The organism is Streptomyces sp. NBC_01723 (assembly GCF_036246005.1).
Classification (GTDB): Bacteria; Actinomycetota; Actinomycetes; order Streptomycetales; family Streptomycetaceae; genus Streptomyces.
On sequence record NZ_CP109171.1, the window covers coordinates 3,494,552 to 3,519,493 of the forward strand.

Sequence of the window (24,942 nt, forward strand, 5' to 3'; positions counted from 1 at the left end):
GGGTCATGGCACGGGACTTCTACGAGGTGCTGGGCGTGTCGCGGACCGCGAGCCAGGACGAGATCCAGCAGGCGTACCGCAAGCTCGCCCGCAGGTACCACCCCGACGTCAACAAGGATCCGGGGGCGGAGGAACGCTTCAAGGACCTCAACGAGGCGTACAGCGTCCTCTCGGATCCGAAGACGCGGGCCCGTTACGACCGCTTCGGCGAGGACTTCCGCAAGATCCCCGAGGACTTCGACGAACGGGTCGCGGCCGGAGCGGGTGGCGGGTTCCGCGCCCGGGGGCCCGCGGGCACGGGTGGCCCCCGCGTCCGGTACGCCTCCGGCTTCGGCGACGACTTCGCGGGGGAGGGTGTCGACATCGAGGATCTGCTCGGTTCGCTCTTCGGAGCGGGCGCGGCCCCCGGCGGTGTACCGGGAGCCGACCAGGAGGCCGAGCTGCCGCTCACCGTCGAGGAGGCGTACAGGGGCGGCCGCCGCACCGTCACGCTCGCCGGCCCCGGCGGGCAGCCCCGGCGGTACGACGTCGACGTGCCGCCGGGCGTCACCGACGGGCAGCGCATCCGGCTGGCGGGTGAGGGCGGCCGGGGCAGTGGCGACGCCCCGGGGGGCGACCTGTACCTACGGGTGCGGGTCCAGCCCCACCCCCGGTTCCGGCTGGAAGGCCGCGACGTGTACGTGCAGCTCCCGGTCGCCCCCTGGGAGGCGGCCCTGGGAGCGACCGTGCCGGTGCCCACCCCCGGCGGCGGCACGGCCAAGGTCACGGTGCCCGCGGGCTCGTCCAGCGGCCGACGGCTGCGACTGCGCGGTGAGGGCATGCCGAATCCGCGCGGCGCCGGCGGTGACCTCTACGCCGAAGTCCGTGTCATGGTGCCGTCCACCCTCGGCGACCGGGAGCGCGAACTGTTCGAGGAGCTCGCCGCCACCTCTTCCTTCGACCCCAGGAGGACACGATGAAAGACCGACCCGAGAGAGCGGCAGGCCCCGTCCGGACCGGGCTGGGCGACCGCCCGGTACGGACGCACGCCGACGTGACCGCCTCCACGGCTGTCCGGTTCGCGCTCGTGCCCGCACCGAGGCTCTCCCTGGACGCCGTGGCCCGCCGCTCGGGCCTCCACCCCGATCTCGTCCGCCGGTTCGTCGCCCTGGGGCTGGTCGACGCCGAACGCGACGCCGCGGGACAGCTGGTGTTCGACCCCACCGCCCCGGCGGTACTCGCCCGCATCCAGCGGCTGCGCGCCGGACTCTGCCTCAACTACGCGGCCATCGGCCTGGTGCTCGACCTGCTCGACCGCATCAGCCTGCTCGAGTCCGCCCTGCGCGTCCGCGGCACGAGGAGTGAAACACCCCCATGGACATGAACCGTCTCACCCAGAAATCCCAGGAAGCCCTCCAGGAGGCCCAGACCGCGGCCGCCCGCATGGGACAGACCGAGGTCGACGGGGAACACCTGCTGCTCGCGCTTCTCGACCAGGAGGACGGTCTGATCCCGCGGTTGCTGCAGCAGGCCGGCGCCGAGCCGAAGGAACTGCGCGAGGCCGTGCGCGACGAACTCTCGCGCCGCCCGCGGGTCACCGGTCCCGGCGCGGCCCCCGGTCAGGTCTTCGTCACCCAGCGTCTCGCCGGCCTGCTCGACACCGCCGAACAGGAGGCCAAACGCCTCAAGGACGAGTACGTGTCCGTGGAACACCTCCTGCTCGCCCTGGCCGGGGAGGGCTCCTCGACCGCCGCCGGACGACTGCTCGGCCGGGCCGGCATCACGACGGACTCGTTCCTGAGCGCGCTCACCCAGGTGCGCGGCAACCAGCGCGTCACCTCCGCCAATCCGGAGGTGGCCTACGAAGCCCTGGAGAAGTACGGCCGCGATCTCGTGGCCGAGGCCAGGGACGGCAGGCTCGACCCGGTCATCGGCCGGGACTCCGAGATCCGCCGCGTCACCCAGATACTCAGCCGCAAGTCCAAGAACAACCCCGTCCTGATCGGCGACCCCGGCGTCGGCAAGACCGCCATCGTCGAGGGCCTCGCCCAGCGCATCGTGCGCGGTGACGTACCGGAAGGGCTCCGCGACAAGATCGTCTTCGCCCTCGACATGGGTTCCCTGGTCGCCGGCGCCAAGTACCGCGGTGAGTTCGAGGAACGCCTCAAGGCCGTGCTCAGCGAGGTCAAGGCCGCCCAAGGAAGCATCCTCCTCTTCGTCGACGAGCTGCACACGGTCGTCGGCGCGGGCGCCGCCGAAGGGGCCATGGACGCGGGCAACATGCTCAAGCCGATGCTCGCCCGCGGCGAACTGCACATGATCGGCGCGACCACTCTCGACGAGTACCGCCGGCACATCGAGAAGGACGCCGCCCTCGAACGCCGCTTCCAGCAGGTCCTGGTGGACGAACCGAGCGTCGAGGACACCATCTCCATCCTGCGCGGGCTGCGGGAACGCCTGGAGGTCTTCCACGGCGTCAAGATCCAGGACACCGCGCTGGTCTCCGCGGCCACCCTGAGCCATCGCTACATCACCGACCGGTTCCTGCCCGACAAGGCCATCGACCTCGTCGACGAGGCGTGCGCCCGGCTGCGTACCGAGATCGACTCGATGCCCGCCGAACTCGACGAGATCACCCGCCGCGTCACCCGCCTGGAGATCGAGGAGGCCGCCCTCTCGAAGGAGACCGACCCCGCCAGCGAAGCCCGCCTGGAGGAACTGCGTAGGGAGCTGGCCGACCTGCGCGGCGAGGCCGACGCCAAACACGCCCAGTGGGAGGCCGAACGGCAGGCCATCCGCCGGGTGCAGGAACTGCGCCAGGAACTGGAGCAGGTCCGCCACGAGGCGGAGGAGGCCGAGCGCGCCTACGACCTCAACCGCGCCGCCGAACTCCGCTACGGCCGCCTCCAGGATCTGGAGCGCCGGCTCGCCGCCGAGGAGGAGCAGCTGGCCTCCAAGCAAGGGGAGAACCGGCTGCTGCGCGAGGTCGTCACCGAGGAGGAGATCTCCGAGATCGTCGCCGCCTGGACAGGCATCCCCGTAGCCCGCCTCCAGGAGGGGGAGCGGGAGAAACTGCTGCGTCTCGACGAGATCCTGCGCGAGCGCGTCATCGGCCAGGACGAGGCCGTCAAGCTCGTCGCCGACGCCATCATCCGCGCCCGCTCCGGCATCCGCGACCCCCGCCGTCCCATCGGGTCGTTCGTCTTCCTCGGTCCCACCGGCGTGGGGAAGACCGAGCTGGCCAAGACCCTCGCCCGGGCTCTGTTCGACTCCGAGGAGAACATGGTCCGCCTCGACATGAGCGAGTACCAGGAACGGCACACCGTCAGCCGGCTCATGGGCGCACCGCCCGGATACGTCGGCTACGAGGAGGGCGGCCAGCTCACCGAGGCCGTACGCCGCAAGCCGTACTCCGTCGTGCTGTTCGACGAGATCGAGAAGGCGCACACCGATGTCTTCAACACGCTGCTGCAGGTCCTCGACGACGGCCGCATCACCGATGCCCAGGGCCGTACCGTCGACTTCCGCAACACCGTGATCATCATGACGTCCAACATCGGCTCCGAGCACCTCCTCGACGGCGTCACCGCCGACGGGGAGATCAAGCCGGACGCCCGCGCCCTGGTCATGGGCGAACTCCGCGGGCACTTCCGCCCGGAGTTCCTCAACCGCGTCGACGACATCGTGCTGTTCAAGCCGCTCGGCGAGCGGCAGATCGAGCGGATCGTGGAGCTGCAGTTCGACGAACTGCGACAGCGGCTCGCCGAACGCCGCATCGACGTCGAACTCACCGATCGTGCCCGTGAGGCGATCGCCCATCAGGGCTACGACCCCGTGTACGGGGCGCGGCCCCTGCGCCGTTACATCTCCCACGAGGTGGAGACCCTGGTCGGGCGCGCCCTTCTGCGCGGCGACGTCCAGGACGGCGCGACGGTCCGCGTGGACAGCGAGAACGGGGAACTGGTGGTCACCTACGACCAGCCGGAGGCCGCCGCCCGGGAAACGAGGGCAGCGTGAAGACCAGCCGGACGACAAAGGTGACCTGCCCGCACTGCGAGCGCGAGAACCGTATTCCCGTGACAGGCGAGGGACGCCCCAGGTGCGGTCACTGCAAGCAGTACCTGCCCTGGATCGTCGACGCGGGCGACGGCGACTTCGGCGAGGTCGTCGAGCAGGCCACGGTGCCCGTCGTCGTCGATCTCTGGGCGACCTGGTGCGGCCCCTGCCGCATGGTCAGCCCCGCCCTCGAACAAGTGGCTCGCGACCTTGCCGGACGGATCAAGCTCGCCAAGGTCGACGTCGACAAGAACCCACTGCTCAGCCAACGGTTCGAGGTACAGGCGGTGCCCACCCTGCTTGTCCTGGACCGGGGCGAGACGGTCGCCCGGCAGGCCGGCGCGGCACCCGCGCACGTCCTGCGGAATTGGGTCGAACAGGCCATGGCGGGCCGACCGGACCGACGAGAAAGCGGAGGTGATCGGTGATGAACATGCCCGTCCGCAGCCACCGTGGTGGCGCGACAGCAGAGCGGCCTCTCGGGTGGGCCCGCAATCCACTGACGGAATTCGACGAGCTGCTCAACCAGATGAGCGGACTGCTCGAATCGACGGTGGGCGGGGCCGCCACGCCGGCGGCCGCCTGGACCCCCCTCGCGGACGTCACGGAGACCGATGACGCCTTCGAGGTCGAGATCGAACTTCCCGGCGTCAAGAGCAAGGACATCCACGTCGAGGCCAACGGACAGGAACTGGTGGTCACCGGAGAGATCAAGGAAAAGGAGCGCAGCGGCGTCCTGCGCCGCCGCGCCCGCCGAACCGGTGCCTTCGAGTACCGGCTGCGGCTGCCGGGCGAGGTGGACACCGAAAAGGTCACAGCGGAGATGTCGGCCGGTGTACTCACGGTCACCGTCCCCAAGGCGGAGGTCGCCAAGCCCCGTCACATCCAGATCACCGAGAGCGGCGAGAGCGGCGATCGTTGACCCGCGAGCCCGGCGGTGCGGGACCGCGGTCCGGCACCGCCGGCCCGCCGGGAGCGAAAGGAGCCCGGTCATGACCGAAACAGGATTCTCCTCTTTCGACACCATGGTGGACAAGGCGAACCGGCTCCTCAGGGAGATCGAGGAAGCCAACGGCTGGCCCAAAGAACGCCGTAAGCAGTCGTACGCCGCACTGCGCGCCGTCCTGCACCGGCTACGGGACCGCCTCTCCGTCGACGGGGCCGCGCACTTCGGGGCACAGCTGCCCACCCTGATCCGAGGCGTCTACTACGACGGCTGGAAGCCGTCCGAGACACCGGTGAAACTCAGCGGCGAGGATTTCCTCCAGCGCGTCCGGGACGACTTTCCCTACGCGGTCGACGGTGGCGTCGAACGAGTCGTGCACACCGTCCTGGAGGTTCTGGAACGCCACGTGAGCGAAGGCGAGTGGAACCACCTCAAGTCCGGACTGCCGAAGTCCCTGGCCTCCGTACTGCCGTAGACGCTCGGCGCGCTGCCGCGCACAGCCGCGAAGCAGCCCCCACCAGAAAGGTAGGGCACCCCATCATGGTTACGATCCCCGACCCGCACCTGGCGATGGTGCGTCCCGTGAGTCCGCGTACCCCAGAGGGATGCGAGGAGTGCCTCAGGGTCCACTCCCCGTGGGTGCACCTGCGGCTCTGCCTCACCTGCGGGCACGTCGGCTGCTGCGACTCCTCGCCCCTCAAGCACGCCAGCCGCCACGCGGCCGGCGTCGGTCACCCCGTCGTGCAGTCCTTCGAGCCCGGGGAGAACTGGCGCTGGTGCTACGTCCACGAGGCGATGGTCTGATGAGCAGCGCCGAGCACGGGCAGGGTGGCCCCCGCGAGACACCGGACCAGTACGGGGCGTTCCCGCGTCTCTCACCGGAGCAGCTCCAGGTCCTGACCACGCACGGGGAGCGCCGCAGGACGGCCGAGAACGAGGTGCTGTACCACGAAGGTGAGCCGTTCCGGGAGTTCCTCGCGATCCTCAGCGGGACCGTCGAGATCGTCCACGGCCACGGCGGCTCCGAGGAGCGCACGGTGGCGGTCCACGGTCCCGGCCGCTTCCTGGGCGAACTCGGGTTGCTGGAGGGCCAGGCGGCCTTCGACACCGCCGTGGTGCGTGAGCCGGGCGAGATCCTGGCCGTACCGGTGGACCGGCAACGCGCCCTGGTCGGCCGCGATCCCGTCCTCGGTGACCTGATCCTCCGCGCATACCTGGGCCGCAGACATCTGCTCATCGGCCTCGGCGCGGGCTTCCGCATCCTGGGATCGTGCTATTCACCGGACACGTTGCGGCTGCGTGAGTTCGCCGCCCGCAACAGGCTGCCCCACCGCTGGGTGGACCTGGAGAAGGACAAGGAAGCGGAGGAGCTGCTGCGTCGGTTCGCGATCCGTCCCGAGGAGACTCCGGTAGTTCTCTGGAAGGGCGACCAGGTCCTGCGAAATCCGAGCAACGCCGAACTCGCCCGGGTCATCGGACTGCCCGCTCCCTCGCCGGAGGCCAGGCGGTACGACGTGATGGTGGTCGGTGCGGGACCCGCAGGGCTCGCCGCCGCCGTGTACGGCGCCTCCGACGGCCTCACCACGGCCGTCGTCGACGCTGTGGCCACCGGTGGCCAGGCCGGTACCTCGTCCCGCATCGAGAACTACCTCGGCTTCCCGTCGGGCATCTCCGGGGGCGAACTCATCGAACGCGCGGTGCTCCAGGCCCGCAAGTTCGACGCCCGCCTCATAGTGCCCGCCAAGGTCACCGGGCTCGCTCCTCAGAGCGACGAGTACGTCGTCACCTTCGCCGACGGGTCAAGGGCCTGTGCGAGTGCCGTGGTGCTCGCCTCGGGCGTCTGGTACCGCAGACTCGAGGTGCCCGGCATCGACCGTCTGGAGGGCGTCAGCGTCTACTACGCGGCGACCGTCCACGAGGCCGGCCTCTGCCGGGCCGATCCGGTCGCCGTGGTCGGCGGCGGGAACTCCGCCGGACAGGCGGCGCTGTTCCTCGCCAACCACGCGTCCAGGGTCCAGCTCCTCGTCCGGGGCGGTGACCTCAACGCGAACATGTCGCGCTACCTGGTCGACCAAGTCGAACGACACCCGAAGATCGAGGTCCTGCTGCACACCGAAGTGCGGCGCGTCTTCGGTGCGGAGAAGCTGGAAGCTCTGCTCGTGGAGGACAACACGAACGGCCGACGGCGGGAGTTGCAAGCCGCAGCGCTGTTCGTGTTCATCGGAGCCCGACCGCACACGGAATGGCTCAGGGATGTACTGGCCCTGGACGAGAAGGGTTTCGTCCTCACCGGCGCCGACGCCCAGCCGTTGGCCGACCCGGCCCGGTGGACCCCGCTCGGCCGTGGTCCGCTGCTGTTGGAGACCACTCTTCCCGGCGTCTTCGCCGCCGGTGACGTCAGAAGCGGTTCGGTCAAGCGGGTGGCCGCGGCGACCGGTGAGGGTGCGATGTCGATCCACCTCGTGCACGAGCACCGCGAGCAGACGGGCAACCTGGTCCGCACCGCGGGCCCGGAAGGCCGCCGGCCGGAGGCGGCCCTGTCGGTGCCCTCGCGCTGACCCTCTCGGGCCTGTCCGTGCCCGCGGGCGGCGGACGCCTCCCGGACGGGGTCGGCGCGTCACGCGGTGGCGACGTCGCCCCGGAGGCCGTTCAGTGGGGAGTTGCAGCCCGCGGGCCAGCCGACGAGGACAGCACGTGTTCAGCACATATCAGCATGGGAAGCCCTAGGGAAACGTAAGAACTACGGAGGCGTGTTTCCCTGGCCAGACCACCTGTAGCCAACATTTCCCAGGTCACAGCCCCGCCCAGAGAAATCTCCTAAAGCGGGTGTCGCAGGTTCGAATCCTGCCGGGGGCACCAGGCGAAAGGCCCCGGATCGATCATGGTCCGGGGCCTTTGACGGCAGTAGATGACGGCAGTCGGTCGACCTACGGGCGGCCGCATGCGGACTGACCAGTCTTCCGCGCGCCATGAAGCCCGGGGATCTGCCGCTGACCAACGTTCCATCCCGCTACGGCAGGAAAATGATCAGCGCGGTCGAGTAGAGGGCGACTGCCAAGGTGGTCCTGCGTCCGGGCGGCTCTCGTGGTTATCGCCGGACTTGCCGTTGGACAAGCCGCGCCGTCGGTCAGTCCAGGTCGGACATGTCGAGCACGAAGCGGTAGCGGACGTCGTTGCGCTCCAGGCGTTCGAGAGCCCTGTTCACCTGGGACGACGGGAGCAGCTCGATATCGGCGGCAATGCCGTGCTCGGCGCAGAAGTGCAGCATGGCAGCGGTCGACGGGCGGCCGCCGCTGCCGGCTGAGCTGAGCTTCTTGCGGCCGATGAGCAGGTCCATGGTTTTCACGGTGACTGGTCCGAGGTGGCCGAGCTGGCTGAGGGTGCCGTCCATGGCCGTTGCACGCAGGTACGGAGCCAGGTCGTGTGGGACGGAGATGGTGTCGATGACCACATCGAACTGGTCGCGGACCGCTTCCATCTGCTTGGGGTCGGTGGACACGACGAATCCCTGCGCCCCCAGACTGCGCGCTTCGTCAGCCTTGTCCGGGGTCTGGCTGATGACGGAGGTCGTGGCGCCGAGTGAGGTCGCCATCTTGACCGCGAGGTGTCCCAGGCCGCCCAGTCCGGCCACGGCGACGGTACTGCCCGGGCCCACTCCGAGCGCCTGCAGCGGTTCCCAGACGGTGACGCCGGCGCAGAGCAAGGGGGCTGTGGCGGCCGCGTCGAGGCCCGCAGGGAGAGGGTAGGCGAACTGATGGCTCACGACGTACTCGCGGGAGTACCCGCCCAGCGTGGTCGACCCGTCCTGCCGGTCGGCTCCGCCGTAGGTCAGTGTCGGGAACTCACGGCAGAAGTTCTCCTGGCCGGCCTGGCACATGCGGCACATGCCGCACGAGTCGACGATGTTGCCGACAGCCACGGGATCACTTGGGGAAAAGCCGGAAACCGCGCTGCCGACCTCGGTTACCACGCCTGTGAATTCATGCCCGGGTACGAGCACGCCGTTCGCGTCGCTCTCGTGCGCCTGCAGCGCGTGGAGGTCTGTGTGGCAGACACCGCAGTAGTCGACACGTACCGCGATGTCGTCCGGGCGCAGGTCCCGGCGCTCCAGCGCAGCGCGGCGCAGAGTCCGCGTCACGCTGTCCGCCTGCCATCCGGTCGTAGAACGCATCTCTGACTCCTAAGACAGACTGTTCGGTCTATTTGACGATAGAGGCGTGCGAGCCAAGAAGCAAACAGACGAGTCTGTCTGTTAAGGTCCGGATATGCCTGACCAGCCAGCCAGCAGCCGAGGTGCCGCGACCTACCAGCGCATCGTCGACGCCGCCACCCAGGAATTCGCCCAGTACGGCATCGCCGGTGCGCGCATCGAGCGGATCATCGCTTCCGCACGCACCAACAAGGCACAGCTCTACGGCTACTTCGGCAACAAGGAACAGCTCTTCGACGCGATCTTCTTCGCCTCACTGGAGCGGATCACCAATGTCGTCCCCATCGACGCCATGGACCTCGCCGACTGGGCGGTGCGCCTCTACGACGAGTACCTCAGCCGCCCCGATCTGATCCGCCTCGCGACCTGGGCGCGCCTGGAGAGGCGCCCGACCGGGTATCTCGTGGCGGACCACGACCGCTACGACGACCACAAACTCCGCGCCATCGCAGAGGCCCAGGCCGCCGGGCGCATCAGACAGGGAGACCCCTTTGACGTGATGGCCATGGTCATCGCCATGTCCATGGCCTGGTCTCCGGTGAGCAACGTCTACGCCGCCTCCACCCAGGAGCCCACGAGCGTGCACGACCAGCGCCGCACCCTGCTCCGAGACTGCGTAAGCCGCGCCGTCGCCCCGGACCGGGGAGCCTGAGCGCACCACGACGGTTCGATGCAGCCCGCACACCCCGCGAGCGGGCGAGACCGGACTTCCCCTGCGAGGCGCTCGTCTTCGCTCCCCACTCGGTTGAGGGGCGAAGCAAGTGAGGCGACGCGTAGCCCTGGCCGATTCCAGAGGCCCTCATCAACACAGGCAGGGCACTGAACCCCGCACGTGTGCACGCACCGTGTATCGGATTCTGGTCAGGCGCATCCGCGACGGCACCGGCGTGACGGCCCGGGCCGCTCCAGCACGAACGCGAGCCGCCGCGGACCCCACCTCGGGTGCTTGCGCCGCAGCTCACAGACGGCAGCCTCCACCTCGGCAGAAGCCTGATGCGGACACGACCCCGGCCTGCGCGACCGGTCCGCCAGACCCGCCGGCCCTTCAGCGGCATACCGGGACTTCCACCCGCTCACCGTCTGCCGGGAAACCCCCAGCTGAGCGGCGACCTCCGTCACCGTCGCACCCGCCAGCACCGCAAGCACGGCCCGAGTACGCCGAGGGGGCGAGGCCGCTGGAGTGAGGAGTGTGAGCACGACCGACGGCAGGGCCCGGGCACCGGCCGATGCGGGCGCCGACCCGTTGGGCGATCCGTACCCGAGCACACGGCTCGCGCTTCCCTCTCGGTCCGCCTCGGTCTGCCTCGGTCTGCCACCTTCTTGCGGCGGCAGCGGGGCTGCTGGCGTCACCTCCCCCGCGAGGGGTGAGGCACGGGGCGCCACCGCCGGGGTGGGATGGAGGAACGTGCCGCAGCGCACCGGTCCGACCCGGCGAGGTGAGACGACGTGAAGCACTGGCGGGCCCTGGCAGTCCTCGGTACGGCCCAGTTCCTGATGGTTCTGGACACCTCCGTGATGAACGTGTCGATCAGCCAGTTGGTCGAGGACTTCGACACGGAGGTCACCGCCATCCAGGCCGTCATCACCCTGTACGCGCTGGTCATGGCGGCGTTCATGCTCATCGGTGGCCGGCTCGGGGACATTCTGGGCCGGCGCCGCATGTTCCTCGCGGGACTGGCCGTGTACGGGGTCGGCTCGGCCGTGACGGCCGTGGCGCCCACGCTGTGGGTCCTCACGCTGGGCTGGTCCGTCGTCGAAGGGCTCGGGGCCGCCATGGTGCTGCCGGCCATGGCCGCGCTGGTCGCGGAGGCGTACCGCGGACGGGACCGGGCCGTCGCCTACGCGGTCATCGGCGGGCTCGCCGGCGCCGGGATCGCGGTCGGCCCGCTGCTGGGCGGCTGGATGACGACCTACCTCACCTGGCGGCTGGTCTTCGCCGGTGAGGTACTCGTCGTCGTGGCCGTGCTGCTGTGCCGACGGGTGATCGCGACGCCCGCCCCGGCCGCGAAACGCCCCCGGCTGGACGGGCTCGGCGCGGCGCTCTCCGCCGCCGGGCTGGGGCTGGGCGTGCTCGGGGTGCTGCAGAGCAGCACCTGGGGCTGGGTCGAGCCCCGCAACCCTCCCTTCACCGTCCTTGGCTTCTCCCCCACCCTGTTCGTCGTCGGCGCCGGAATCGCCGTGCTGGCCCTGTTCCGGGGATGGGAACGGCGGCGGGAGACCCGGGGCGCCGACCCTCTGGTGCATCTGTCCCTGCTGGGCAGGCCCGTACTGCGGGCCGGTCTGACGACGCTGCTCAGCCAGAACCTCATCCTCCTCGGCCTGTTCTTCGCCATCCCGCTCTACCTCCAGGTGGTGCAGGGCTTCAACGCCTTCCAGACAGGGCTGCGCCTGCTGCCGGTGTCGGCCACCATGCTGGTGACCTCCCTGTGCGGGTCCGCGCTGGGGCGCAGGATGGGACCGCGCCGGGTGGTGCGGCTGGCCCTGGTGATTCTCGCCGCGGCCGTGGTGTGGCTGCTGGCCACGATCGACCCGGTCATCGACGACGCGCAGTTCGCCGGGGCCATGGCCGTGCTGGGCGTGGGCGTCGGTCTGCTCGCCTCGCAGCTCGGCAACGTCGTGCAGTCCGGTGTCGGTGAGGAGGAGCGCAGCGAGGCCGGAGGGCTGCAGTTCACGGCCCAGAATCTGGGCTCGTCGCTGGGCACCGCGCTCATCGGCTCGATCCTGGTCGGCGCCCTGGCAGGCGCCTTCACCACCCAGGTCGCGGACGACCCCCGGCTGTCCCCGGCCGCCCGGGACGAGGTCGGGGTCCGTCTGGAGGCCGGCATCACCTTCGTCCCGACCGAGCAGGTGCGTTCCGCGGCCGAGGAGGCCGGGCTGCCGCCGTCCGAGGTCGACGCCGTGGCGGACTCCTACGCCTCCGCCCAGTTGGACGGGCTGAAGGCGGCGATCCTGGCCACGGGCGGCATCGCGCTCGCGAGTTTCCTGGTCACCGCGCGTCTTCCGACCGCCCGGGCAGGCCGCCCGCCCGAACCCGAACCCGTTGCCGGGCCCCGGACAACCGGGCCGGTCGGACCGACGGGCCGAGCGTGGAGGAGACACAGGTGACCGCGGGCGAGACCAGGGCCGGACGGTCTGCGGACCGGCGGGAGCGGCGGGCCGCACACCGGGCCCACGCGGACTACACAGGCGGTGTCTACGGCTCCATGCTCGCGGCCTCCGTCGTGATCGGCGCCGGCACCCTGGGCTCGTTCCCCCGCGCCGAACTGGTTCTGCTGCTGTTGCTCACCAGCCTGGTGTTCTGGATCGCCCACGTCCACGCCGAGTTGTTCGGAGCGCGTCTCGCGCGGCGCACTCCGGACCGTCGGGTGATCCTGCGTGTGTGCCGCGAGGAGTGGCCGATCGTGAAGGCCGCCGTGCCTCCGGCCGCGGCGATCGCCGTCAGTCCCGTGCTGGGGCTGGACGTCCAGGGCACCCTGTGGCTGGCGCTGTCCGTCGCCGTCGCCGGACAGGTGGGCTGGTCCGTCGCCGCGGCGCACCGCGCGGGCGCCTCGCGACGGCTGGTGGCCACCACCGCGACGGTCAACGTACTCCTCGGTCTGGTGATCGTCGTCGTCAAGATCGCGGTGACGCACTGAAAGCCACGGGCACTGCGGCCGGAGTCACCTGCACCGGGTGAGGGCGCCGGAGGGCGACGAGGCGCAGGATCGTCAGCGAGAACACCGTCCGCCCCGAAGCCCCGGACGGCGTCCCGAGCCCGTCCGGTGGAAGGACCGCTCGTGCGCTACGAGATCCGTATCGAGGGACACCTGTCGGAGACGCTGGCCAACGCGTTCCCGGAACTGGAGCACGTCGTCATGTCCGGCCAGACCGTCCTGTTCGGCACAGTGATCGACGAGGCCCATCTGTACGGGTTGCTCACCCGCTGCCAGTCACTGGGCCTGCGCGTCATGGAGATGCGGCAGCTTCCACAATGACGCCGACCGGCGGTGTGTGCCGGGCCGGCTCGCCGTTCCCGGGTCGGCCTCACAACCGGGCGGCCGTAACCCTGCCGGAGCTGCAGGCCGCCCGCAGGGCTTCATGGTCGCGTTCGTTCTGGTCGGCGTAGGACTGGGCGAACTCGGTGAGCGCGCGGTCGAAACGGTCGCTGCCACCCAGATACGCGGCGAGCGCGACGGGGTCGCCGGAGCGGGCGTGGGCCCGCGCAAGGCAGGCCCCGCACAGCCGGGCGAAGAGGGAGAGCAGGTCGGGTCCCATGGTCTCCGGCCGCGCGATGCCCTTCCAGTCCCACAGCTGGCGCACGTAGAAGTCCCGGCCCTTTCCGTCGAGGCCGGTGACGTGCGTCCAGCCGAGGAAGATGTCGCTGGTGGTCTGGATCAGGCGTTGGCCGGTCACGACCCTGCGCCCCTGGTTGTCGTGGCGTTCGCCGCCCGTGTGGGCCGCCAGCACCGATTCCGAGGCTTCCTTGGCCTGGAGCAGCAGGGGGTCGTCGTCGTCCCTGCCGAGCAGGAGCAGGACCCAGCAGCGGGTGCCGACGCTGCCGACACCGACCACCTTGCGAGCCATGTCCACCAGACGGTAGTGACGCAGCAGGTGCCGGCGCTCGGGCGGCAGGGACCGTGCGTAGCCGTTCACGAGGGACCGCAGTTCCTCCTCCCGGCCGGCCTCGGCCGGGTCGGTGAGCAGATCGCCGAGCGGGGTGATCAGCGGCGGGTCGGGGGTGATGCGCCGGCCTTCGGCCGTGACGCGGGTGAGCTTCGCGAACGCTCTCGTGTGGGTACGTGTGCGTGCTTTCACAGCAGCGTCCCTGAGCCGGTGCTCCGCTTTCCCCGCGGCCTCCGTCGCCAGCAGTTGCCGTACGTGGTCGGCGTCCTCCTGGGCGTACCAGATGTCCAGGGTCGGCATCCCGGCGAACTCCCGCATGCGCTCCCGGTAGGCCCGCACACAGGCCCGTACGGTGCGGTTCTGCTCCTTGGTCGAGAAGCCGTTCGCCCGGGCCGCGATCACGAACCCGGCCGCAAGACGTTTGACGTCCCATTCGAAAGGGCCGGGCAGCGTCTCGTCGAAGTCGTTGATGTCGAAGACGAGGCGACGCTCCGGTGAGGCCAGCAGCCGGAAGTTCAACGGGTGCGCGTCCCCGCACAGCTGAACCTGGAGTCCGCTGCTGGGCAGGGGCGCCAGGTCCGCCGCCATGATCGCCGCCGCACCGCGATAGAAGCGGAACGGCGACTCCAGCATGCGTCCGTAACGGATCGGCACCAAGGCCGGGACGCGCTCACCGGACTGGCGCTCCAGCAGGTCGACCGGGTCGCTCCTCCGTTGCCCCGTCTCGTACCAGCCGTGGCACGAACGCGAGGCCCGCTTACGGGCCTTCCTGCCGTACGCGGCTCGCTCGGCCGGCGGCAGGGCGGCGGTGAAGGCGCTGGGTATCGTCATGGTCCGGCCTCCGGTTCTTCCACGGGCCCGGCCCCGGAGCTCGGCGCAGCCGTCGGCTCCCGGCGCCGGCGGTTCAGCCCCGCCTGCACCGCGCTCGCGAGCACTCGGGCGGCGACACCGACGAGCAGCAGCCCTCCCGCCATCTGCGCCATCGTGAGCACCCGCCCCGTCTGAGAGCGGGCCGTGATGTCGCCGAAGCCGACGGTGGCGAACGTGGTCAGGGCGAAGTACAGCGCGTCCGTCCTGTTCAGCGGCTCGCTGAACGAGCCGGGCGCGGAGCGCTCCAGCAGGTAGTAGGAGCCGGCGAAGAGGACCAGGAAGAGCACCAGCGTCGCGGCCAGTCCCTCGACGGCTCTCAGACGCGGATGAGGGGAACGCGCGATGGCCCGCACTTCCCAGCAGAACACCAGGAGGACCACGAGCAGGCCGCACACCAGCAGCACCGACGTACCGGCCGTGAGCCGCTCGTCCAGGGGCAGCAGGTAGTAGGCGGTGACGAGCCCGACGGCGACGGACACAGCGCGCGCGACCGCGACCGCGCCGGCGGCTCGGCGAGAACGGAGCCCGCCACGTGGGGGCGGTCCAGACGAGGTGCGGCCCCCGCTGCCTCCCGAGGTCGTATCGCTCATCTCACGTCTCTTCGTCTCGTCCGGGCCCGTGGGCGGATGTTCCCGAATCCCACCTCACTGCCTCGCCGGCAGGCCGGGATCACCCCTCACGGGTGACCCCGGCCCCCAGCGCCGGCCCTGACCCTGGAACGGACACGTACGAGTCGGGCGCTCACCGACCGCCCCCATCGGGCGGTCCGGCGACGACCGGCCGGTCCACGAGGAGGCGCCATGACCGTGCCCCGAGACGCGGCGGAACCTCCCGGCCGGGGTGGCGGGCCCGGCAGGGCGGTCCCGGGAGCCGTGGACGACCCTGCGCACGTCCTCACCCGGCTCGGCCGATCCTGGACCTGGCTCATGGGATCGGCCGTCGCCACGCTGGTCCCGGGCGTCCTGGTCCTGGTCTGGCCGGAGGCGACCCTGCATGTCCTGGCCGTCCTCATCGGTCTGTACCTGCTGCTGACCGGTGTGTTCCGGTTCGTAGCCGTCTTCGCGCGGGAGGGACACGAGCGGCTGCCCGGGCTCCTGCTGGCCGTGCTGTACGTGCTGGCCGGGGTGCTGTGTCTGCGCAACCCGCTACAGACCATCGCCGCGCTGTCGCTGATCGTCGGCATGGTATGGCTGGTGTCCGGCATCCTCACCCTCTACGCCGCCCTGGTCACCGAGAACCTGCCGCACCGCGGCCTCGTCATGGGGATGGCGGTACTCGCGGTCGTCGCCGGGATCGTCGTCCTCGCGCTGCCCCCGGAATCGGCCCGCGCCCTGACCCGGCTTCTCGGCCTGTGGCTGGTCCTGCTCGGTCTGGCCGAGGCGGTGGTCGCCCTGGGGTGGCGGTCCGCGTCGCGCGGGGCACGCCCTCCGAAAACAGGCACGCCCGCTGCCATGACCTGACCGCGGACCGGTGGAAGGAACGTCGACGCCCCGACCACCCCGGCCGGATCGCCTGACTCCGGTGGACCTGCGGACCGCTCCCCCGCGGTCCTGGCGGCGGCCGCCGGACCGGCACCTCCGTCGACGCACCGAACGCCTCATGAACGAGTGCCGTGGTTCCGGGCAGGGCCCCGGCCGGCCGGCCCCGCAGCCAACTCACCCGTGCCGGGTGATGCCGCGCGCTGAGCCCGGTGACCACCCTGAGGTCAGCACGCAACGACGGCCGGGCACGCCCGGGGCGGAGGACGGACATGAACGCGCAGACCTTCCTGGCGTACGACTATCCGCTGCTCAGCATGTTCTGGACCATGCTTCTGGTCTTCCTGTGGATCATGTGGTTCGTCCTGCTCTTCCGAATCATCGGTGACATCTTCCGCGACGACCGGCTGAGCGGCTGGGCCAAGGCCGGCTGGCTGGTGTTCTGCCTCCTCCTGCCCTTCCTCGGCGTATTCGTCTACGTCATCGCACGCGGGAAGAACATGGGCCACCGGGAGACGGCGCACGCCCGCGCCCGTCAGGAGGAGTTCAACGAGTACATCAGGAAAACCGCGAGCGGCGGGCAGCGCACCAGCGTCGACGAACTGGCCCGGCTCTCCGAGATCCGGGATCAGGGTGCCATCACGGACGAGGAGTTCCAGAGGGCGAAGGAGTTGGTCCTGAGCGGCCACGGCCCGGCGGAACACGCGGGCCACGCCCCCACCACAACCGGCCCGTCCACCCGCTGACCATCCGCACGCCACGAACCGAGGCGCACATGACCGCCACACACCCCCGGCCGACACACTCGTCGAGGCAGGCGTGGGCGACCGGCCTGACCGTCTTCGCCGCCGTCATGCTCCTGCTCGTCGGCCTCCTCGACATCCTCCGGGGGATCATGGCCATCGCCGAGGACGACGTCTTCGTCACCACGCCCGACTACGTCTTCCAGTTCGACCTCACCAGCTGGGGCTGGATCCACCTCGTCCTGGGCGTACTCGCTGTGATCATCAGCGCCGGGCTGCTCAAGATCGCGACATGGGCGCGCGTGTCCGGCGTGGTCATCGCCGCACTCGTGATCCTCGCCAACTTCCTCTCCATGCCGTACTACCCGCTGTGGTCCGTCGTGATGATCACCATGTCGGGCTTCATCATCTGGGCCCTGAGCGTGATCAAGCCCGGCGGCAACCTCTACGACCTGTCCGGGGAACGCACCCCGGACTAGACGTGTGACAGAGCGAAAGAGCGACACGTGGGTGCACGAGGCACGGACACGAGCCGGCAGCGCGGGAGCGGCGTACCGCCCGCGGCCGAGGGCGGCACCGCTCTCGCCCGCATCTCCCTGCTGCTGTGGTCCCTCCCGTGGCGCGACCCGTGCCCCCCGAGGGAACGCTGGACTTGGGGGCAATGAGATGGAGAGACACCCATGACTCAGGCAACCACAGACAAGGCGCACAAGTCATTCCTTTCCCGCCCCACTGTCCGCCGCCTCATACCCTTCACCCTGATCACCGCGATCGCTCTCATCTTCATCTTCGAGAACCGTTCGAGTGTCGAGATCCGCCTCCTCATCCCCATGGTGACCATGCCGCTGTGGGGTGCCCTCCTGATCGCCTGGGCCCTCGGCATCCTCGCCTGTGTCTTCACCGTGCGCCGACGGTCGAACCGGCACGCACGACGACAGGGGTGACGCCACGGTCCACGCGGGCGGGTGTCGCAGGTTCGAATCCTGCCGGGGGCACCAGTTCAGAAGGGGCCCACCCCCGAAATTTCGGGGGTGGCCCCCTTCTGACATCCACGTCTGACATCAACGCGGGCCGGTATCCAGCCGCCGAAGATGCGCTCGGGTTCGTAGGCCGACTCGCGTCCCTGGTCGAGGGTGGTGACGGGCGTGGTCTCCTCGTAGGAGACGCGCACCAGCCGCACCGCGTGCTGGGCCCTCTTCGCTGAGGGTGCGTGGGCGATAGCCGGGGCCGCCGGAGCAGCTCTTGTGGAAGCGCACACCGACGTCCGTCTGTGGCGCGCACCTCGCCTACGCCGACGCATCCTGAAGATCGTCTGCCGTAGCGAGTCTGCGGCATCTGATGGGGACGTGGGTGACAGCGACCTGGTCCGAGGAGCAGTGTGCGGGGATCGAGGTCGTGGACGGAAGGGTCGTCGTGAGTCCCGGCGCGTACCCAAGCGGCCCCGCCGCATCGCGCGGATCCTGGCCAACGCCCTGGACGCCGCGGCCGGACCGGGCTGGAACGCCGACACGGACTCCGACGTCCGTCTCCAGGACGTGCCGCTCACCAACCGGCGCCCACATGTCGTGGTCTACCGCGCGGAGACCATCGACGTGACACCCACCCGCCCCGAGCAACGTGCTGCTGGTGGCCGAGATCGTCTCGCCGGGGTCGGAGACCGCCGAGCGCCGCGTGAAGGTGGACCAGTTCGCCGAGGCCGGCGTCGCCTTCCATTGGCGCATCGAGCAGACCGCAACGGGCGTGCCGCTGATCCACACCTACGTCCTCGACCCGGCGACCAGCAGCTACCGGACCAGCGACATGTTCACCGGTGTCGTCAGGGTTGCCGCTCCCTTCGCCGTGGAGATCGATCTCGGCCGGCTCTGACCTCGGCCTCCCCCGGCGTCGGAAACGACCTGTCGCCGAAGAGGACCCTGCCGGCCACCGCCCTGCCGAAGCGGCTCCGGAGGAGAGGGAACGCCGCCGTCGCTGCCGCCGGGGTGCGGAGTTGGGACAGTGCCCCGCGGAGCATCAGGCGGCCGCGGAAGTCGGTGCGCAGGGCTGATCCGTCGTAGGTGCGCAGCGCGCCCCGGTCCCCCGTGCGCAGTGCCGTGTCCAGGACCGTGGCCGCGTGCTCCGACAGGCGGAGGCACGGGTCCAGGCCGCCCGCCGTGAGCGGGGACACCGCGCCGGCCGCGTCGCCCACGAGGAGGCCGTCCGGGCAGCTGATCCGGCGGAGGACGCCGCCGACGGGGATCGGGCCGCCGCGTCGTTCCACCGCGTCGGGGCGGGTTACGCCGGTCAGACCGGGAGCCGCGGCGCTGAAGCGTTCCATGGTGCGGCGGAGGCCGTGGGGGAAGCGGTCGGCGTAGCCCGCGACGCCGACGTGGGCGTGCCGGCCGTCGTTGACCACCCAGGCGAGGTAGCCGGGGGCGTAGGACGGGTCCAGCACGCAGTGGAACGTCGGTGGCTCGTCGCCGGTTGCGGACAGGGCGAAGACTTCCTCCGCGCCGACCAGCAGGTGGTGGTTGCGGTCGAGGCCCAGGTCGTGGGAGACGCGTGAGCGGGCGCCGTCGGCACCTACGACGAAGCGGGCCCGGAGCGTCGTGGGGCGCTCGCGTCCGGCGAGGTGGAAGGTGGTGCCGGTGCGGCCGACGTAGCGGGTGCTCAGCGCCATGCGTACGCCGGACGCCGCCGCGTCCTCGGCCGCCCGCGTGTAGAGCGGGCCCATGTCTCCCACGCGGTACTCGTCACGTCCGCTGACCAGGCCGACCGGGCGGCGCAGGTTCGGGGGGTAGAGCAGGACGCGCCGGATCGGTGGGCCGAGGCAGTCGGGCGGGAGCGGGAAGTCGTCGAGTGTCTTGCGGACGAAGATGCCGGTGGTGCGGATCGCGGAGGCGGGGCTTGCGCGGCGTTCGGCCAGGACCACGTCGTGGCCCTTACGGGCGAGGAGTGTGGCCGTGTGCAGGCCGGCCAGTCCCGCGCCGACCACCAGGACGTCGGCCTCGGCCGTGGCTCCGAGGCCGTTCACCGGGGCTGGTCCGGGACGGTCGCGTCCACCCGGTCGTCGGCCTCCCAGCGGAGCAGGTCCCCCGGCTGGCAGTCGAGTGCTGCGCAGAGCGCGTCGAGTGTGGACAGGCGCACCGCCTTGGCGCGGCCGTTCTTGAGGACCGCCAGGTTGGCGGGGGTGATGCCCACGCGCTCGGCCAGCTCGCCCACGGCCATCTTGCGGCGGGCCAGCATCACGTCGATGTCGACGACGATGGCCATCAGATCACCCCGCTGAGCTCGGCCTGCATCTGCGACGCCTCGGCGTCGCGCGCGACCGCCTGGGCGAGCAGCACCCGCATCACCAGGACGACGAGCGCGACCCCGAAGGCCGCGAGGGCGACGCCGCCGAGAAGGAGCACGACGCCCGGCGCCACCGCCTCGCCCGGTGCGAGTACGACGCCGAGCGCGCAGACGAGCACCCCGGCGGCGGCGAACGCGCCCATCACGACGTGCACGTACCGGAAGGCGGCGTGGGAGAACACCGTGCCCCTGCGCACCATGGTCACCAGACGCCATGTGCTCAGCAGGACGGCCTCCACCGTCAGGACGCCCAGGACCACGATCACGACGATCGGCACCCGCCGGTCCGCCAGGTCACCGCCGTCCAGGTCGGACGCCAGCAGGGCCGCCATCACCGTCTGGACGAACACCGACCCGGCGAGCAGCGCCGCGAGTACGGCGCGCAGCGCGAGCACGGTCAGCTTTCCCATCACCACTCCTTCAATCGAATCGCGATGTGAATCTATCGTGATTCGATAGATGACGGCAACAGGAGGTCTTCCGACGCCGCCTCACTGCTCACCGACGGGCGGCTGCCGCGCGAGGAACTCCTCGAACGCCGCCTTCTGTTTCGGGTCCATGAAGCCCTGACGGACATCGCGCGCCCGCTCTTCGAGCCAGTGCGCCTCCTCAGGGGGCAGCAGCTCGGCGACGACCACGCCTGCGCGAGCGACCGCCGTACGCCTGCCCACGCGACGGCGGAAGAGGGTGAACGGGCCGAACTCCTCCGGGTGGGCCAGTTCCAGCCCCTCGTCTCCCGCCTCACCCTCGTCCGGGGCCTCACGCCTCGGATATGCCTCGGGGGCCCAGTGCTCCCACAGCGCCAGCGTGGCCGCGGGCACGAGTACGGCGCGCTCGGTGGCGCGACCGCCCTCCCACATGAACGTCACCGTGACCGGCTCGCCGACCGCCTCCGCCAGCCCGAGCACGCGCTCCATCTCGTCGTTGACCGGACAGGCCGCCACCACGTCCACCTGAATACCCATGGCCTGGACGCTAGTTGCGCCCACTGACAGAGGCCGGGCCGGGAGGGGACGCCTCAACGGCCGCCGAGCAGCATCCAGATCGCCACCGCGGTGAACAAACCGCCCGCCCCCAAGGGAAGTACGACGCTCTCGACCCGCTTCCCGGTCAGGTCGACGCGTGCCGTGCTCGGGGCGCCGGGGAGGTAGCGCACCGGTGCCCGGCCGCCCACGGGGAGACGTTTGACGCCGGAGGTCCTGGCCTGGAACTGGTGCGAACAGCCCTGCGCGTCGGTGAACTCCACCACCGCGGTGTAGGTGACGCCCTCCCCCCTCGTGCCGGTGCTCCGGTGGTGGCGGACCACCAGGCCGTCGACGCGCGTCCCCGCGCGGCGGAGGCGGCGCTGGAGCACGGCCTCGTGGATTCCGGCACCGACGACGGCGAGACCGGCGAGAAGCAGGAGCGTCGACCACACGTTCGCCTCCTCTCCCGGCCCGACCGCGTTCTCCGGGCATGTGCCCGTCATGGCAGGGCACACGGAGGGAGCAACGCTACACAACCTCCACCGTATCGAGGCTGACGAAACAGAAGACGCTACGGACCTTCCGTCAGGGGGCCCGAGCGCCTCGTGGAGACTCGACAGATCGGATTCGCAATGATTCTCATTGGGCTCATTCTGCTCATCATCGGACTGCTCGTCGGCATCGGACTGCTGACCACGATCGGCGGAATCCTCATCGTGGTCGGTGCGGTCCTGTGGATTCTCGGGGCGACCGGGCGGGCCGTGGGCGGCCGCAAGCATTATTTCTAGGCTTGGCACACGCCCCGACGGGGGCCGGGGTCGTCGCCCCGGCCCCCGTCGGCGTGCCGCATCGCGGACACCGCGCGTCACAGGCCCAAGGAAGGTTCGGGCGGCCGGCTCCGACGGCGTGCGCCTGAGGCCGTCAGCGGTCGGCCGCCGCGAGGTCCTTGAGGGCGATGTTGAGTTCGAGGACGTTCACCCGGGGCTCGCCCATGAAGCCGAGGGTGCGGCCCTCGGTGTGCTCGTCGACCAGCTTCTGGACCCGGTCGGCGGGCAGGCCGTTCCGCTCGGCGACGCGGTGGACCTGGAGGTCGGCGTACTTCGGGGAGATGGCCGGGTCCAGGCCGGAGCCGGAGGAGGTGACGGCGTCCGCGGGCACGTCCGAGGGACGGACCGGGTGACCGGGCACGGAGTTGTCCTTGACGACGGCGGCCTTGGCGTCCTTGACCCACTGGACCAGCTCGGCGTTGTCGGCGGCGCGGTTGGTGGCGCCGGACAGGACGAGCTTGTACTGGGTGTTGACGCTGTTGCTGCCGAGGCCGTTCTGCGGGCGGCCCTGGAACCACTTGAGGTCGGGCTCCGGGGTCTCCTGGCCCTTCTTGAGCGGCAGGTTGTACGCCTGGCCGATCAGGGACGAGCCGACGACCTTGCCGTGCGACTCGATCTCGGAGCCGTTCGCCTTGCCGGAGAAGAGTCCCTGGGCGATGCCGGTGACGGCCAGCGGGTAGATGACGCCGGTGACGAGGGTCAGCACGAGCAGGGCGCGCAGGCCCGCGCCGAGCAGCCGGGCGGTGTTGGTGAGGGAGGTGTTCATGGCGGTCAGCCGATCCCGGGGATGAGGGAGATGAGCAGGTCGATGGCCTTGATGCCGAGGAAGGGCGCGATCAGCCCGCCCAGGCCGTAGACGGCGAGGTTGCGGCGGAGCAGCCGGTCGGCGCTGAGCGGCCGGTAGCGGACGCCCTTGAGGGCGAGCGGCACCAGGGCGACGATGACCAGCGCGTTGAAGATCACCGCGGACAGGATCGCGGAGTCCGGCGAGGACAGCTGCATGACGTTGAGCTTGTCGAGGCCCGGGTAGACGGCCGCGAAGAGCGCCGGGATGATCGCGAAGTACTTGGCGACGTCGTTGGCGATGGAGAACGTCGTCAGCGCGCCGCGCGTGATGAGGAGCTGCTTGCCGATCTCGACGATCTCGATGAGCTTGGTCGGGTTGGAGTCGAGGTCGACCATGTTGCCGGCCTCCTTGGCGGCCGACGTACCCGTGTTCATCGCGACGCCGACGTCGGCCTGCGCGAGCGCGGGCGCGTCGTTGGTGCCGTCGCCGGTCATCGCGACCAGCTTCCCGCCGGCCTGCTCCCGCTTGATCAGGGCCATCTTGTCCTCGGGCGTGGCCTCCGCGAGGAAGTCGTCGACGCCCGCCTCCGCGGCGATGGCCTTGGCCGTCAGCGGGTTGTCGCCGGTGATCATGACGGTCTTGATGCCCATGCGCCGCAGTTCCTCGAACCGCTCCCGCATGCCCTGCTTGACCACGTCCTTCAGGTGGATCACCCCGAGGACGCGGGCGCCGTCGCCGTCCTCCACGGCGACCAGCAGCGGGGTGCCGCCCGCCGCGGAGATGCGGTCGGCGGCCTCGCCGGCGCCCTCGGCGACCGTGCCGCCGCGTTCGCGGACCCAGGCGGTGACCGAACCGGCCGCGCCCTTGCGGACCTTGCGGCCGTCGACGTCCACGCCGGACATCCGGGTCTGGGCGGTGAACTCGATCCACTCGGCGCCCACCAGCTCGCCCCGGTCGCGCTCGCGCAGCCCGTACCGCTCCTTGGCCAGGACGACGACGGAGCGGCCCTCGGGCGTCTCGTCGGCCAGCGAGGAGAGCTGGGCGGCGTCCGCCAGCCGGGCCTCGGTGGCGCCGCCGACCGGCACGAACTCGGCGGCCTGCCGGTTGCCGAGGGTGATGGTGCCGGTCTTGTCCAGCAGCAGGGTGGAGACGTCGCCGGCCGCCTCGACCGCGCGGCCGGACATCGCGAGCACGTTGCGCTGCACGAGCCGGTCCATGCCCGCGATGCCGATCGCGGAGAGCAGGGCGCCGATCGTGGTCGGGATGAGGCAGACCAGCAGGGCCACCAGCACGACCATCGTCAGGTCGGTGCCCGCGTAGCCGGCCAGCGGCGGCAGGGTGGCGCAGGCCAGCAGGAAGACGACGGTCAGCGAGGCCAGCAGGATGTTCAGCGCGATCTCGTTCGGCGTCTTCTGCCGGGCCGCGCCCTCCACCAGGTTGATCATCCGGTCGATGAAGGTCTCCCCCGGCTTCGTCGTGATCCTGACGACGATCCGGTCGGAGAGCACCTTGGTGCCGCCGGTGACCGCGGACCGGTCGCCGCCGGACTCGCGGATGACGGGCGCGGACTCGCCGGTGATCGCCGACTCGTCCACGGAGGCGACGCCCTCGGCGACGTCTCCGTCGCCGGGGATGACGTCGCCGGCCTCGCAGACCACGAGGTCGCCGACGCGCAGCCCGGTGCCCGGCACCCGCTCCTCGCGACCGTCCACCAGGCGGCGGGCGACGGTGTCGGTCTTGGCCCTGCGCAGGGTGTCGGCCTGCGCCTTGCCGCGGCCCTCGGCGACGGCCTCCGCGAGGTTGGCGAAGATCACGGTCAGCCAGAGCCAGGCGCTGATGGTCCAGCCGAACCAGTCGCCGGGGTCGGCGAAGGAGAACGCCGTCGTCAGGACGGAACCGACGAGGACGACGAACATGACGGGCGACTTCACCATCACGCGCGGGTCCAGTTTGCGGAGGGCGTCGGGCAGCGACCTGACCAGCTGCCCGGGGTCGAAGAGGCCCGCGCCGACGCGGCCTTCCTCCGGCTTGTGCCCGGTGGGCGCGTCGCTGTGCGGCGCCCTGGTCGGGGTGGCTGTGGACATGGCGTCCTCGTGCTTCTGCGGGTCGGGCCGCTGGGAGTCGGTGTGGTGGGCAGGGGTACCGGTGT

Annotated in this window: 28 protein-coding genes and 2 pseudogenes; 18 read left to right on the forward strand and 12 right to left on the reverse strand. The window is 70.7% G+C overall.

The window, feature by feature from the left end; genetic code table 11:
- Positions 1–5: 5 nt before the first annotated feature.
- The 8 genes from OIE75_RS15950 to OIE75_RS15985 all read left to right on the forward strand — a co-directional run bounded on the left by OIE75_RS15950 (position 6) and on the right by OIE75_RS15985 (position 7,539).
- Positions 6–959 (forward strand): J domain-containing protein, encoded by a 954-nt coding sequence (locus tag OIE75_RS15950; RefSeq protein ID WP_307013033.1) that lies wholly within the window; start codon positions 6–8, stop codon positions 957–959.
- Complete coding sequence (locus tag OIE75_RS15955; RefSeq protein ID WP_114527934.1) at positions 956–1,363, forward strand: chaperone modulator CbpM; 408 nt, start codon at positions 956–958, stop codon at positions 1,361–1,363. Before OIE75_RS15950 ends, OIE75_RS15955 begins: the two co-directional genes overlap by 4 nt.
- The gene (gene clpB / locus OIE75_RS15960; protein ID WP_329471285.1) at positions 1,354–3,996 is read left to right on the forward strand and encodes an ATP-dependent chaperone ClpB; all 2,643 of its coding nucleotides are present in this window, start codon (positions 1,354–1,356) and stop codon (positions 3,994–3,996) included. The genes OIE75_RS15955 and clpB overlap by 10 nt, the downstream gene beginning before the upstream one ends.
- Positions 3,993–4,463: a thioredoxin gene (trxA, locus tag OIE75_RS15965; RefSeq protein ID WP_329471286.1), complete on the forward strand. Its 471-nt coding sequence runs from the start codon at positions 3,993–3,995 to the stop codon at positions 4,461–4,463. The genes clpB and trxA overlap by 4 nt, the downstream gene beginning before the upstream one ends.
- Positions 4,463–4,957, forward strand: a complete 495-nt coding sequence (locus OIE75_RS15970; RefSeq protein ID WP_329471287.1) for an Hsp20/alpha crystallin family protein — start codon at positions 4,463–4,465, stop codon at positions 4,955–4,957. The genes trxA and OIE75_RS15970 overlap by 1 nt, the downstream gene beginning before the upstream one ends.
- A gap of 70 nt (positions 4,958–5,027) precedes the next feature.
- Positions 5,028–5,456, forward strand: a complete 429-nt coding sequence (locus tag OIE75_RS15975; RefSeq protein ID WP_329471288.1) for a DUF2267 domain-containing protein — start codon at positions 5,028–5,030, stop codon at positions 5,454–5,456.
- Positions 5,457–5,521: 65 nt separating this feature from the next.
- Positions 5,522–5,785: a UBP-type zinc finger domain-containing protein gene (locus OIE75_RS15980; RefSeq protein ID WP_087808817.1), complete on the forward strand. Its 264-nt coding sequence runs from the start codon at positions 5,522–5,524 to the stop codon at positions 5,783–5,785.
- A complete protein-coding gene (locus OIE75_RS15985; RefSeq protein ID WP_329471289.1) occupies positions 5,785–7,539 on the forward strand; it encodes an FAD-dependent oxidoreductase in 1,755 nt (584 codons plus the stop codon). The genes OIE75_RS15980 and OIE75_RS15985 overlap by 1 nt, the downstream gene beginning before the upstream one ends.
- 569 nt (positions 7,540–8,108) lie before the next feature.
- On the opposite strand, the gene OIE75_RS15990 is transcribed toward OIE75_RS15985, so the two are convergent.
- Positions 8,109–9,152 carry an NAD(P)-dependent alcohol dehydrogenase gene (locus tag OIE75_RS15990; protein ID WP_329471290.1) on the reverse strand — a complete coding sequence of 348 codons (1,044 nt, stop codon included), beginning with the start codon at positions 9,150–9,152 and terminating at the stop codon, positions 8,109–8,111.
- A 94-nt stretch (positions 9,153–9,246) separates the two neighbouring features.
- Between OIE75_RS15990 and OIE75_RS15995 the strand changes: the two genes are divergently transcribed.
- Positions 9,247–9,843, forward strand: coding sequence for a TetR family transcriptional regulator (locus OIE75_RS15995; RefSeq protein ID WP_329471291.1), 597 nt, complete (start codon positions 9,247–9,249; stop codon positions 9,841–9,843).
- A 201-nt stretch (positions 9,844–10,044) separates the two neighbouring features.
- Here the strand turns inward: OIE75_RS15995 and OIE75_RS16000 are convergent.
- A pseudogene (locus OIE75_RS16000) lies at positions 10,045–10,388 on the reverse strand (helix-turn-helix domain-containing protein); the annotation flags it as partial.
- Between the two features lie 249 nt (positions 10,389–10,637).
- On the opposite strand from OIE75_RS16000, the gene OIE75_RS16005 reads away from it, so the two are divergent.
- The 3 genes from OIE75_RS16005 to OIE75_RS16015 all read left to right on the forward strand — a co-directional run bounded on the left by OIE75_RS16005 (position 10,638) and on the right by OIE75_RS16015 (position 13,165).
- Positions 10,638–12,296, forward strand: coding sequence for an MFS transporter (locus OIE75_RS16005; RefSeq protein ID WP_329471292.1), 1,659 nt, complete (start codon positions 10,638–10,640; stop codon positions 12,294–12,296).
- Positions 12,293–12,826 (forward strand): hypothetical protein, encoded by a 534-nt coding sequence (locus tag OIE75_RS16010; RefSeq protein WP_307013047.1) that lies wholly within the window; start codon positions 12,293–12,295, stop codon positions 12,824–12,826. The genes OIE75_RS16005 and OIE75_RS16010 overlap by 4 nt, the downstream gene beginning before the upstream one ends.
- Before the next feature lie 141 nt (positions 12,827–12,967).
- Positions 12,968–13,165 (forward strand): hypothetical protein, encoded by a 198-nt coding sequence (locus tag OIE75_RS16015; protein ID WP_052843475.1) that lies wholly within the window; start codon positions 12,968–12,970, stop codon positions 13,163–13,165.
- 49 nt (positions 13,166–13,214) lie between these two features.
- Here OIE75_RS16015 and OIE75_RS16020 read toward each other — a convergent pair whose 3' ends face one another.
- Both OIE75_RS16020 and OIE75_RS16025 read right to left on the reverse strand, forming a co-directional pair.
- Positions 13,215–14,624, reverse strand: a complete 1,410-nt coding sequence (locus OIE75_RS16020) for a DUF2252 domain-containing protein (RefSeq protein ID WP_329471293.1) — start codon at positions 14,622–14,624, stop codon at positions 13,215–13,217.
- Positions 14,621–15,253, reverse strand: coding sequence for a potassium channel family protein (locus OIE75_RS16025; protein ID WP_329471294.1), 633 nt, complete (start codon positions 15,251–15,253; stop codon positions 14,621–14,623). The genes OIE75_RS16020 and OIE75_RS16025 overlap by 4 nt, the downstream gene beginning before the upstream one ends.
- A 210-nt stretch (positions 15,254–15,463) precedes the next feature.
- Here OIE75_RS16025 and OIE75_RS16030 point away from each other — a divergent pair, with 210 nt between their 5' ends.
- From OIE75_RS16030 to OIE75_RS16045, 4 genes are all read left to right on the forward strand, one after another.
- Positions 15,464–16,123 (forward strand): HdeD family acid-resistance protein, encoded by a 660-nt coding sequence (locus OIE75_RS16030; RefSeq protein WP_443078363.1) that lies wholly within the window; start codon positions 15,464–15,466, stop codon positions 16,121–16,123.
- 290 nt (positions 16,124–16,413) lie between these two features.
- Complete coding sequence (locus OIE75_RS16035) at positions 16,414–16,887, forward strand: SHOCT domain-containing protein (protein ID WP_329471295.1); 474 nt, start codon at positions 16,414–16,416, stop codon at positions 16,885–16,887.
- A 29-nt stretch (positions 16,888–16,916) separates the two neighbouring features.
- Positions 16,917–17,363, forward strand: a complete 447-nt coding sequence (locus OIE75_RS16040; RefSeq protein WP_329471296.1) for a DUF7144 family membrane protein — start codon at positions 16,917–16,919, stop codon at positions 17,361–17,363.
- Between the two features lie 201 nt (positions 17,364–17,564).
- Positions 17,565–17,828: a hypothetical protein gene (locus OIE75_RS16045; protein WP_307013055.1), complete on the forward strand. Its 264-nt coding sequence runs from the start codon at positions 17,565–17,567 to the stop codon at positions 17,826–17,828.
- Between the two features lie 56 nt (positions 17,829–17,884).
- On the opposite strand, the gene OIE75_RS16050 is transcribed toward OIE75_RS16045, so the two are convergent.
- Positions 17,885–18,055, reverse strand: coding sequence for a hypothetical protein (locus OIE75_RS16050; RefSeq protein WP_329471297.1), 171 nt, complete (start codon positions 18,053–18,055; stop codon positions 17,885–17,887).
- Between the two features lie 167 nt (positions 18,056–18,222).
- Between OIE75_RS16050 and OIE75_RS16055 the strand changes: the two are divergent.
- A pseudogene (locus OIE75_RS16055) lies at positions 18,223–18,750 on the forward strand (Uma2 family endonuclease).
- Here the strand turns inward: OIE75_RS16055 and OIE75_RS16060 are convergent.
- The 5 genes from OIE75_RS16060 to OIE75_RS16080 form a co-directional block, all read right to left on the reverse strand.
- Positions 18,701–19,894, reverse strand: coding sequence for an NAD(P)/FAD-dependent oxidoreductase (locus OIE75_RS16060; RefSeq protein ID WP_329471298.1), 1,194 nt, complete (start codon positions 19,892–19,894; stop codon positions 18,701–18,703). The pseudogene OIE75_RS16055 and the gene OIE75_RS16060 sit on opposite strands and share 50 nt — an antisense overlap.
- Positions 19,891–20,133 carry a helix-turn-helix domain-containing protein gene (locus OIE75_RS16065; protein WP_125492722.1) on the reverse strand — a complete coding sequence of 81 codons (243 nt, stop codon included), beginning with the start codon at positions 20,131–20,133 and terminating at the stop codon, positions 19,891–19,893. The genes OIE75_RS16060 and OIE75_RS16065 overlap by 4 nt, the downstream gene beginning before the upstream one ends.
- The gene (locus tag OIE75_RS16070) at positions 20,133–20,624 is read right to left on the reverse strand and encodes a DUF2975 domain-containing protein (RefSeq protein ID WP_307013059.1); all 492 of its coding nucleotides are present in this window, start codon (positions 20,622–20,624) and stop codon (positions 20,133–20,135) included. Before OIE75_RS16070 ends, OIE75_RS16065 begins: the two co-directional genes overlap by 1 nt.
- Before the next feature lie 81 nt (positions 20,625–20,705).
- On the reverse strand, positions 20,706–21,179 hold the full coding sequence (locus OIE75_RS16075) for a hypothetical protein (protein ID WP_329471299.1): 474 nt from the start codon (positions 21,177–21,179) through the stop codon (positions 20,706–20,708).
- Positions 21,180–21,232: 53 nt separating this feature from the next.
- Positions 21,233–21,631 (reverse strand): DUF3592 domain-containing protein, encoded by a 399-nt coding sequence (locus OIE75_RS16080; protein WP_329471300.1) that lies wholly within the window; start codon positions 21,629–21,631, stop codon positions 21,233–21,235.
- Between the two features lie 153 nt (positions 21,632–21,784).
- On the opposite strand from OIE75_RS16080, the gene OIE75_RS16085 reads away from it, so the two are divergent.
- Positions 21,785–21,967, forward strand: a complete 183-nt coding sequence (locus OIE75_RS16085; protein ID WP_329474170.1) for a hypothetical protein — start codon at positions 21,785–21,787, stop codon at positions 21,965–21,967.
- A 133-nt stretch (positions 21,968–22,100) separates the two neighbouring features.
- Here the strand turns inward: OIE75_RS16085 and OIE75_RS16090 are convergent, their stop codons facing one another.
- Both OIE75_RS16090 and kdpB read right to left on the reverse strand, forming a co-directional pair.
- A complete protein-coding gene (locus OIE75_RS16090) occupies positions 22,101–22,772 on the reverse strand; it encodes a potassium-transporting ATPase subunit C (RefSeq protein ID WP_329471301.1) in 672 nt (223 codons plus the stop codon).
- 5 nt (positions 22,773–22,777) lie between these two features.
- Positions 22,778–24,877: a potassium-transporting ATPase subunit KdpB gene (gene kdpB / locus OIE75_RS16095; RefSeq protein WP_329474000.1), complete on the reverse strand. Its 2,100-nt coding sequence runs from the start codon at positions 24,875–24,877 to the stop codon at positions 22,778–22,780.
- Positions 24,878–24,942 lie beyond the last annotated feature (65 nt).

Excerpts from the sequence above, each read along its gene's own strand:
- OIE75_RS15950 (WP_307013033.1), top strand. The coding sequence starts at position 6 with ATGGCACGGGACTTCTACGAGGTGCTGGGCGTGTCGCGGACCGCGAGC.
- OIE75_RS15955 (WP_114527934.1), top strand. The coding sequence starts at position 956 with ATGAAAGACCGACCCGAGAGAGCGGCAGGCCCCGTCCGGACCGGGCTG.
- clpB (WP_329471285.1), top strand. The coding sequence starts at position 1,354 with ATGGACATGAACCGTCTCACCCAGAAATCCCAGGAAGCCCTCCAGGAG.
- OIE75_RS15970 (WP_329471287.1), top strand. The coding sequence starts at position 4,463 with ATGAACATGCCCGTCCGCAGCCACCGTGGTGGCGCGACAGCAGAGCGG.
- OIE75_RS15975 (WP_329471288.1), top strand. The coding sequence starts at position 5,028 with ATGACCGAAACAGGATTCTCCTCTTTCGACACCATGGTGGACAAGGCG.
- OIE75_RS15980 (WP_087808817.1), top strand. The coding sequence starts at position 5,522 with ATGGTTACGATCCCCGACCCGCACCTGGCGATGGTGCGTCCCGTGAGT.
- OIE75_RS15985 (WP_329471289.1), top strand. The coding sequence starts at position 5,785 with ATGAGCAGCGCCGAGCACGGGCAGGGTGGCCCCCGCGAGACACCGGAC.
- OIE75_RS15990 (WP_329471290.1), bottom strand. The coding sequence starts at position 9,152 with ATGCGTTCTACGACCGGATGGCAGGCGGACAGCGTGACGCGGACTCTG.
- OIE75_RS15995 (WP_329471291.1), top strand. The coding sequence starts at position 9,247 with ATGCCTGACCAGCCAGCCAGCAGCCGAGGTGCCGCGACCTACCAGCGC.
- OIE75_RS16020 (WP_329471293.1), bottom strand. The coding sequence starts at position 14,624 with ATGACGATACCCAGCGCCTTCACCGCCGCCCTGCCGCCGGCCGAGCGA.
- OIE75_RS16025 (WP_329471294.1), bottom strand. The coding sequence starts at position 15,253 with ATGAGCGATACGACCTCGGGAGGCAGCGGGGGCCGCACCTCGTCTGGA.
- OIE75_RS16030 (WP_443078363.1), top strand. The coding sequence starts at position 15,464 with ATGACCGTGCCCCGAGACGCGGCGGAACCTCCCGGCCGGGGTGGCGGG.
- OIE75_RS16035 (WP_329471295.1), top strand. The coding sequence starts at position 16,414 with ATGAACGCGCAGACCTTCCTGGCGTACGACTATCCGCTGCTCAGCATG.
- OIE75_RS16040 (WP_329471296.1), top strand. The coding sequence starts at position 16,917 with ATGACCGCCACACACCCCCGGCCGACACACTCGTCGAGGCAGGCGTGG.
- OIE75_RS16045 (WP_307013055.1), top strand. The coding sequence starts at position 17,565 with ATGACTCAGGCAACCACAGACAAGGCGCACAAGTCATTCCTTTCCCGC.
- OIE75_RS16065 (WP_125492722.1), bottom strand. The coding sequence starts at position 20,133 with ATGGCCATCGTCGTCGACATCGACGTGATGCTGGCCCGCCGCAAGATG.
- OIE75_RS16070 (WP_307013059.1), bottom strand. The coding sequence starts at position 20,624 with ATGGGAAAGCTGACCGTGCTCGCGCTGCGCGCCGTACTCGCGGCGCTG.
- OIE75_RS16075 (WP_329471299.1), bottom strand. The coding sequence starts at position 21,179 with ATGGGTATTCAGGTGGACGTGGTGGCGGCCTGTCCGGTCAACGACGAG.
- OIE75_RS16090 (WP_329471301.1), bottom strand. The coding sequence starts at position 22,772 with ATGAACACCTCCCTCACCAACACCGCCCGGCTGCTCGGCGCGGGCCTG.
- kdpB (WP_329474000.1), bottom strand. The coding sequence starts at position 24,877 with ATGTCCACAGCCACCCCGACCAGGGCGCCGCACAGCGACGCGCCCACC.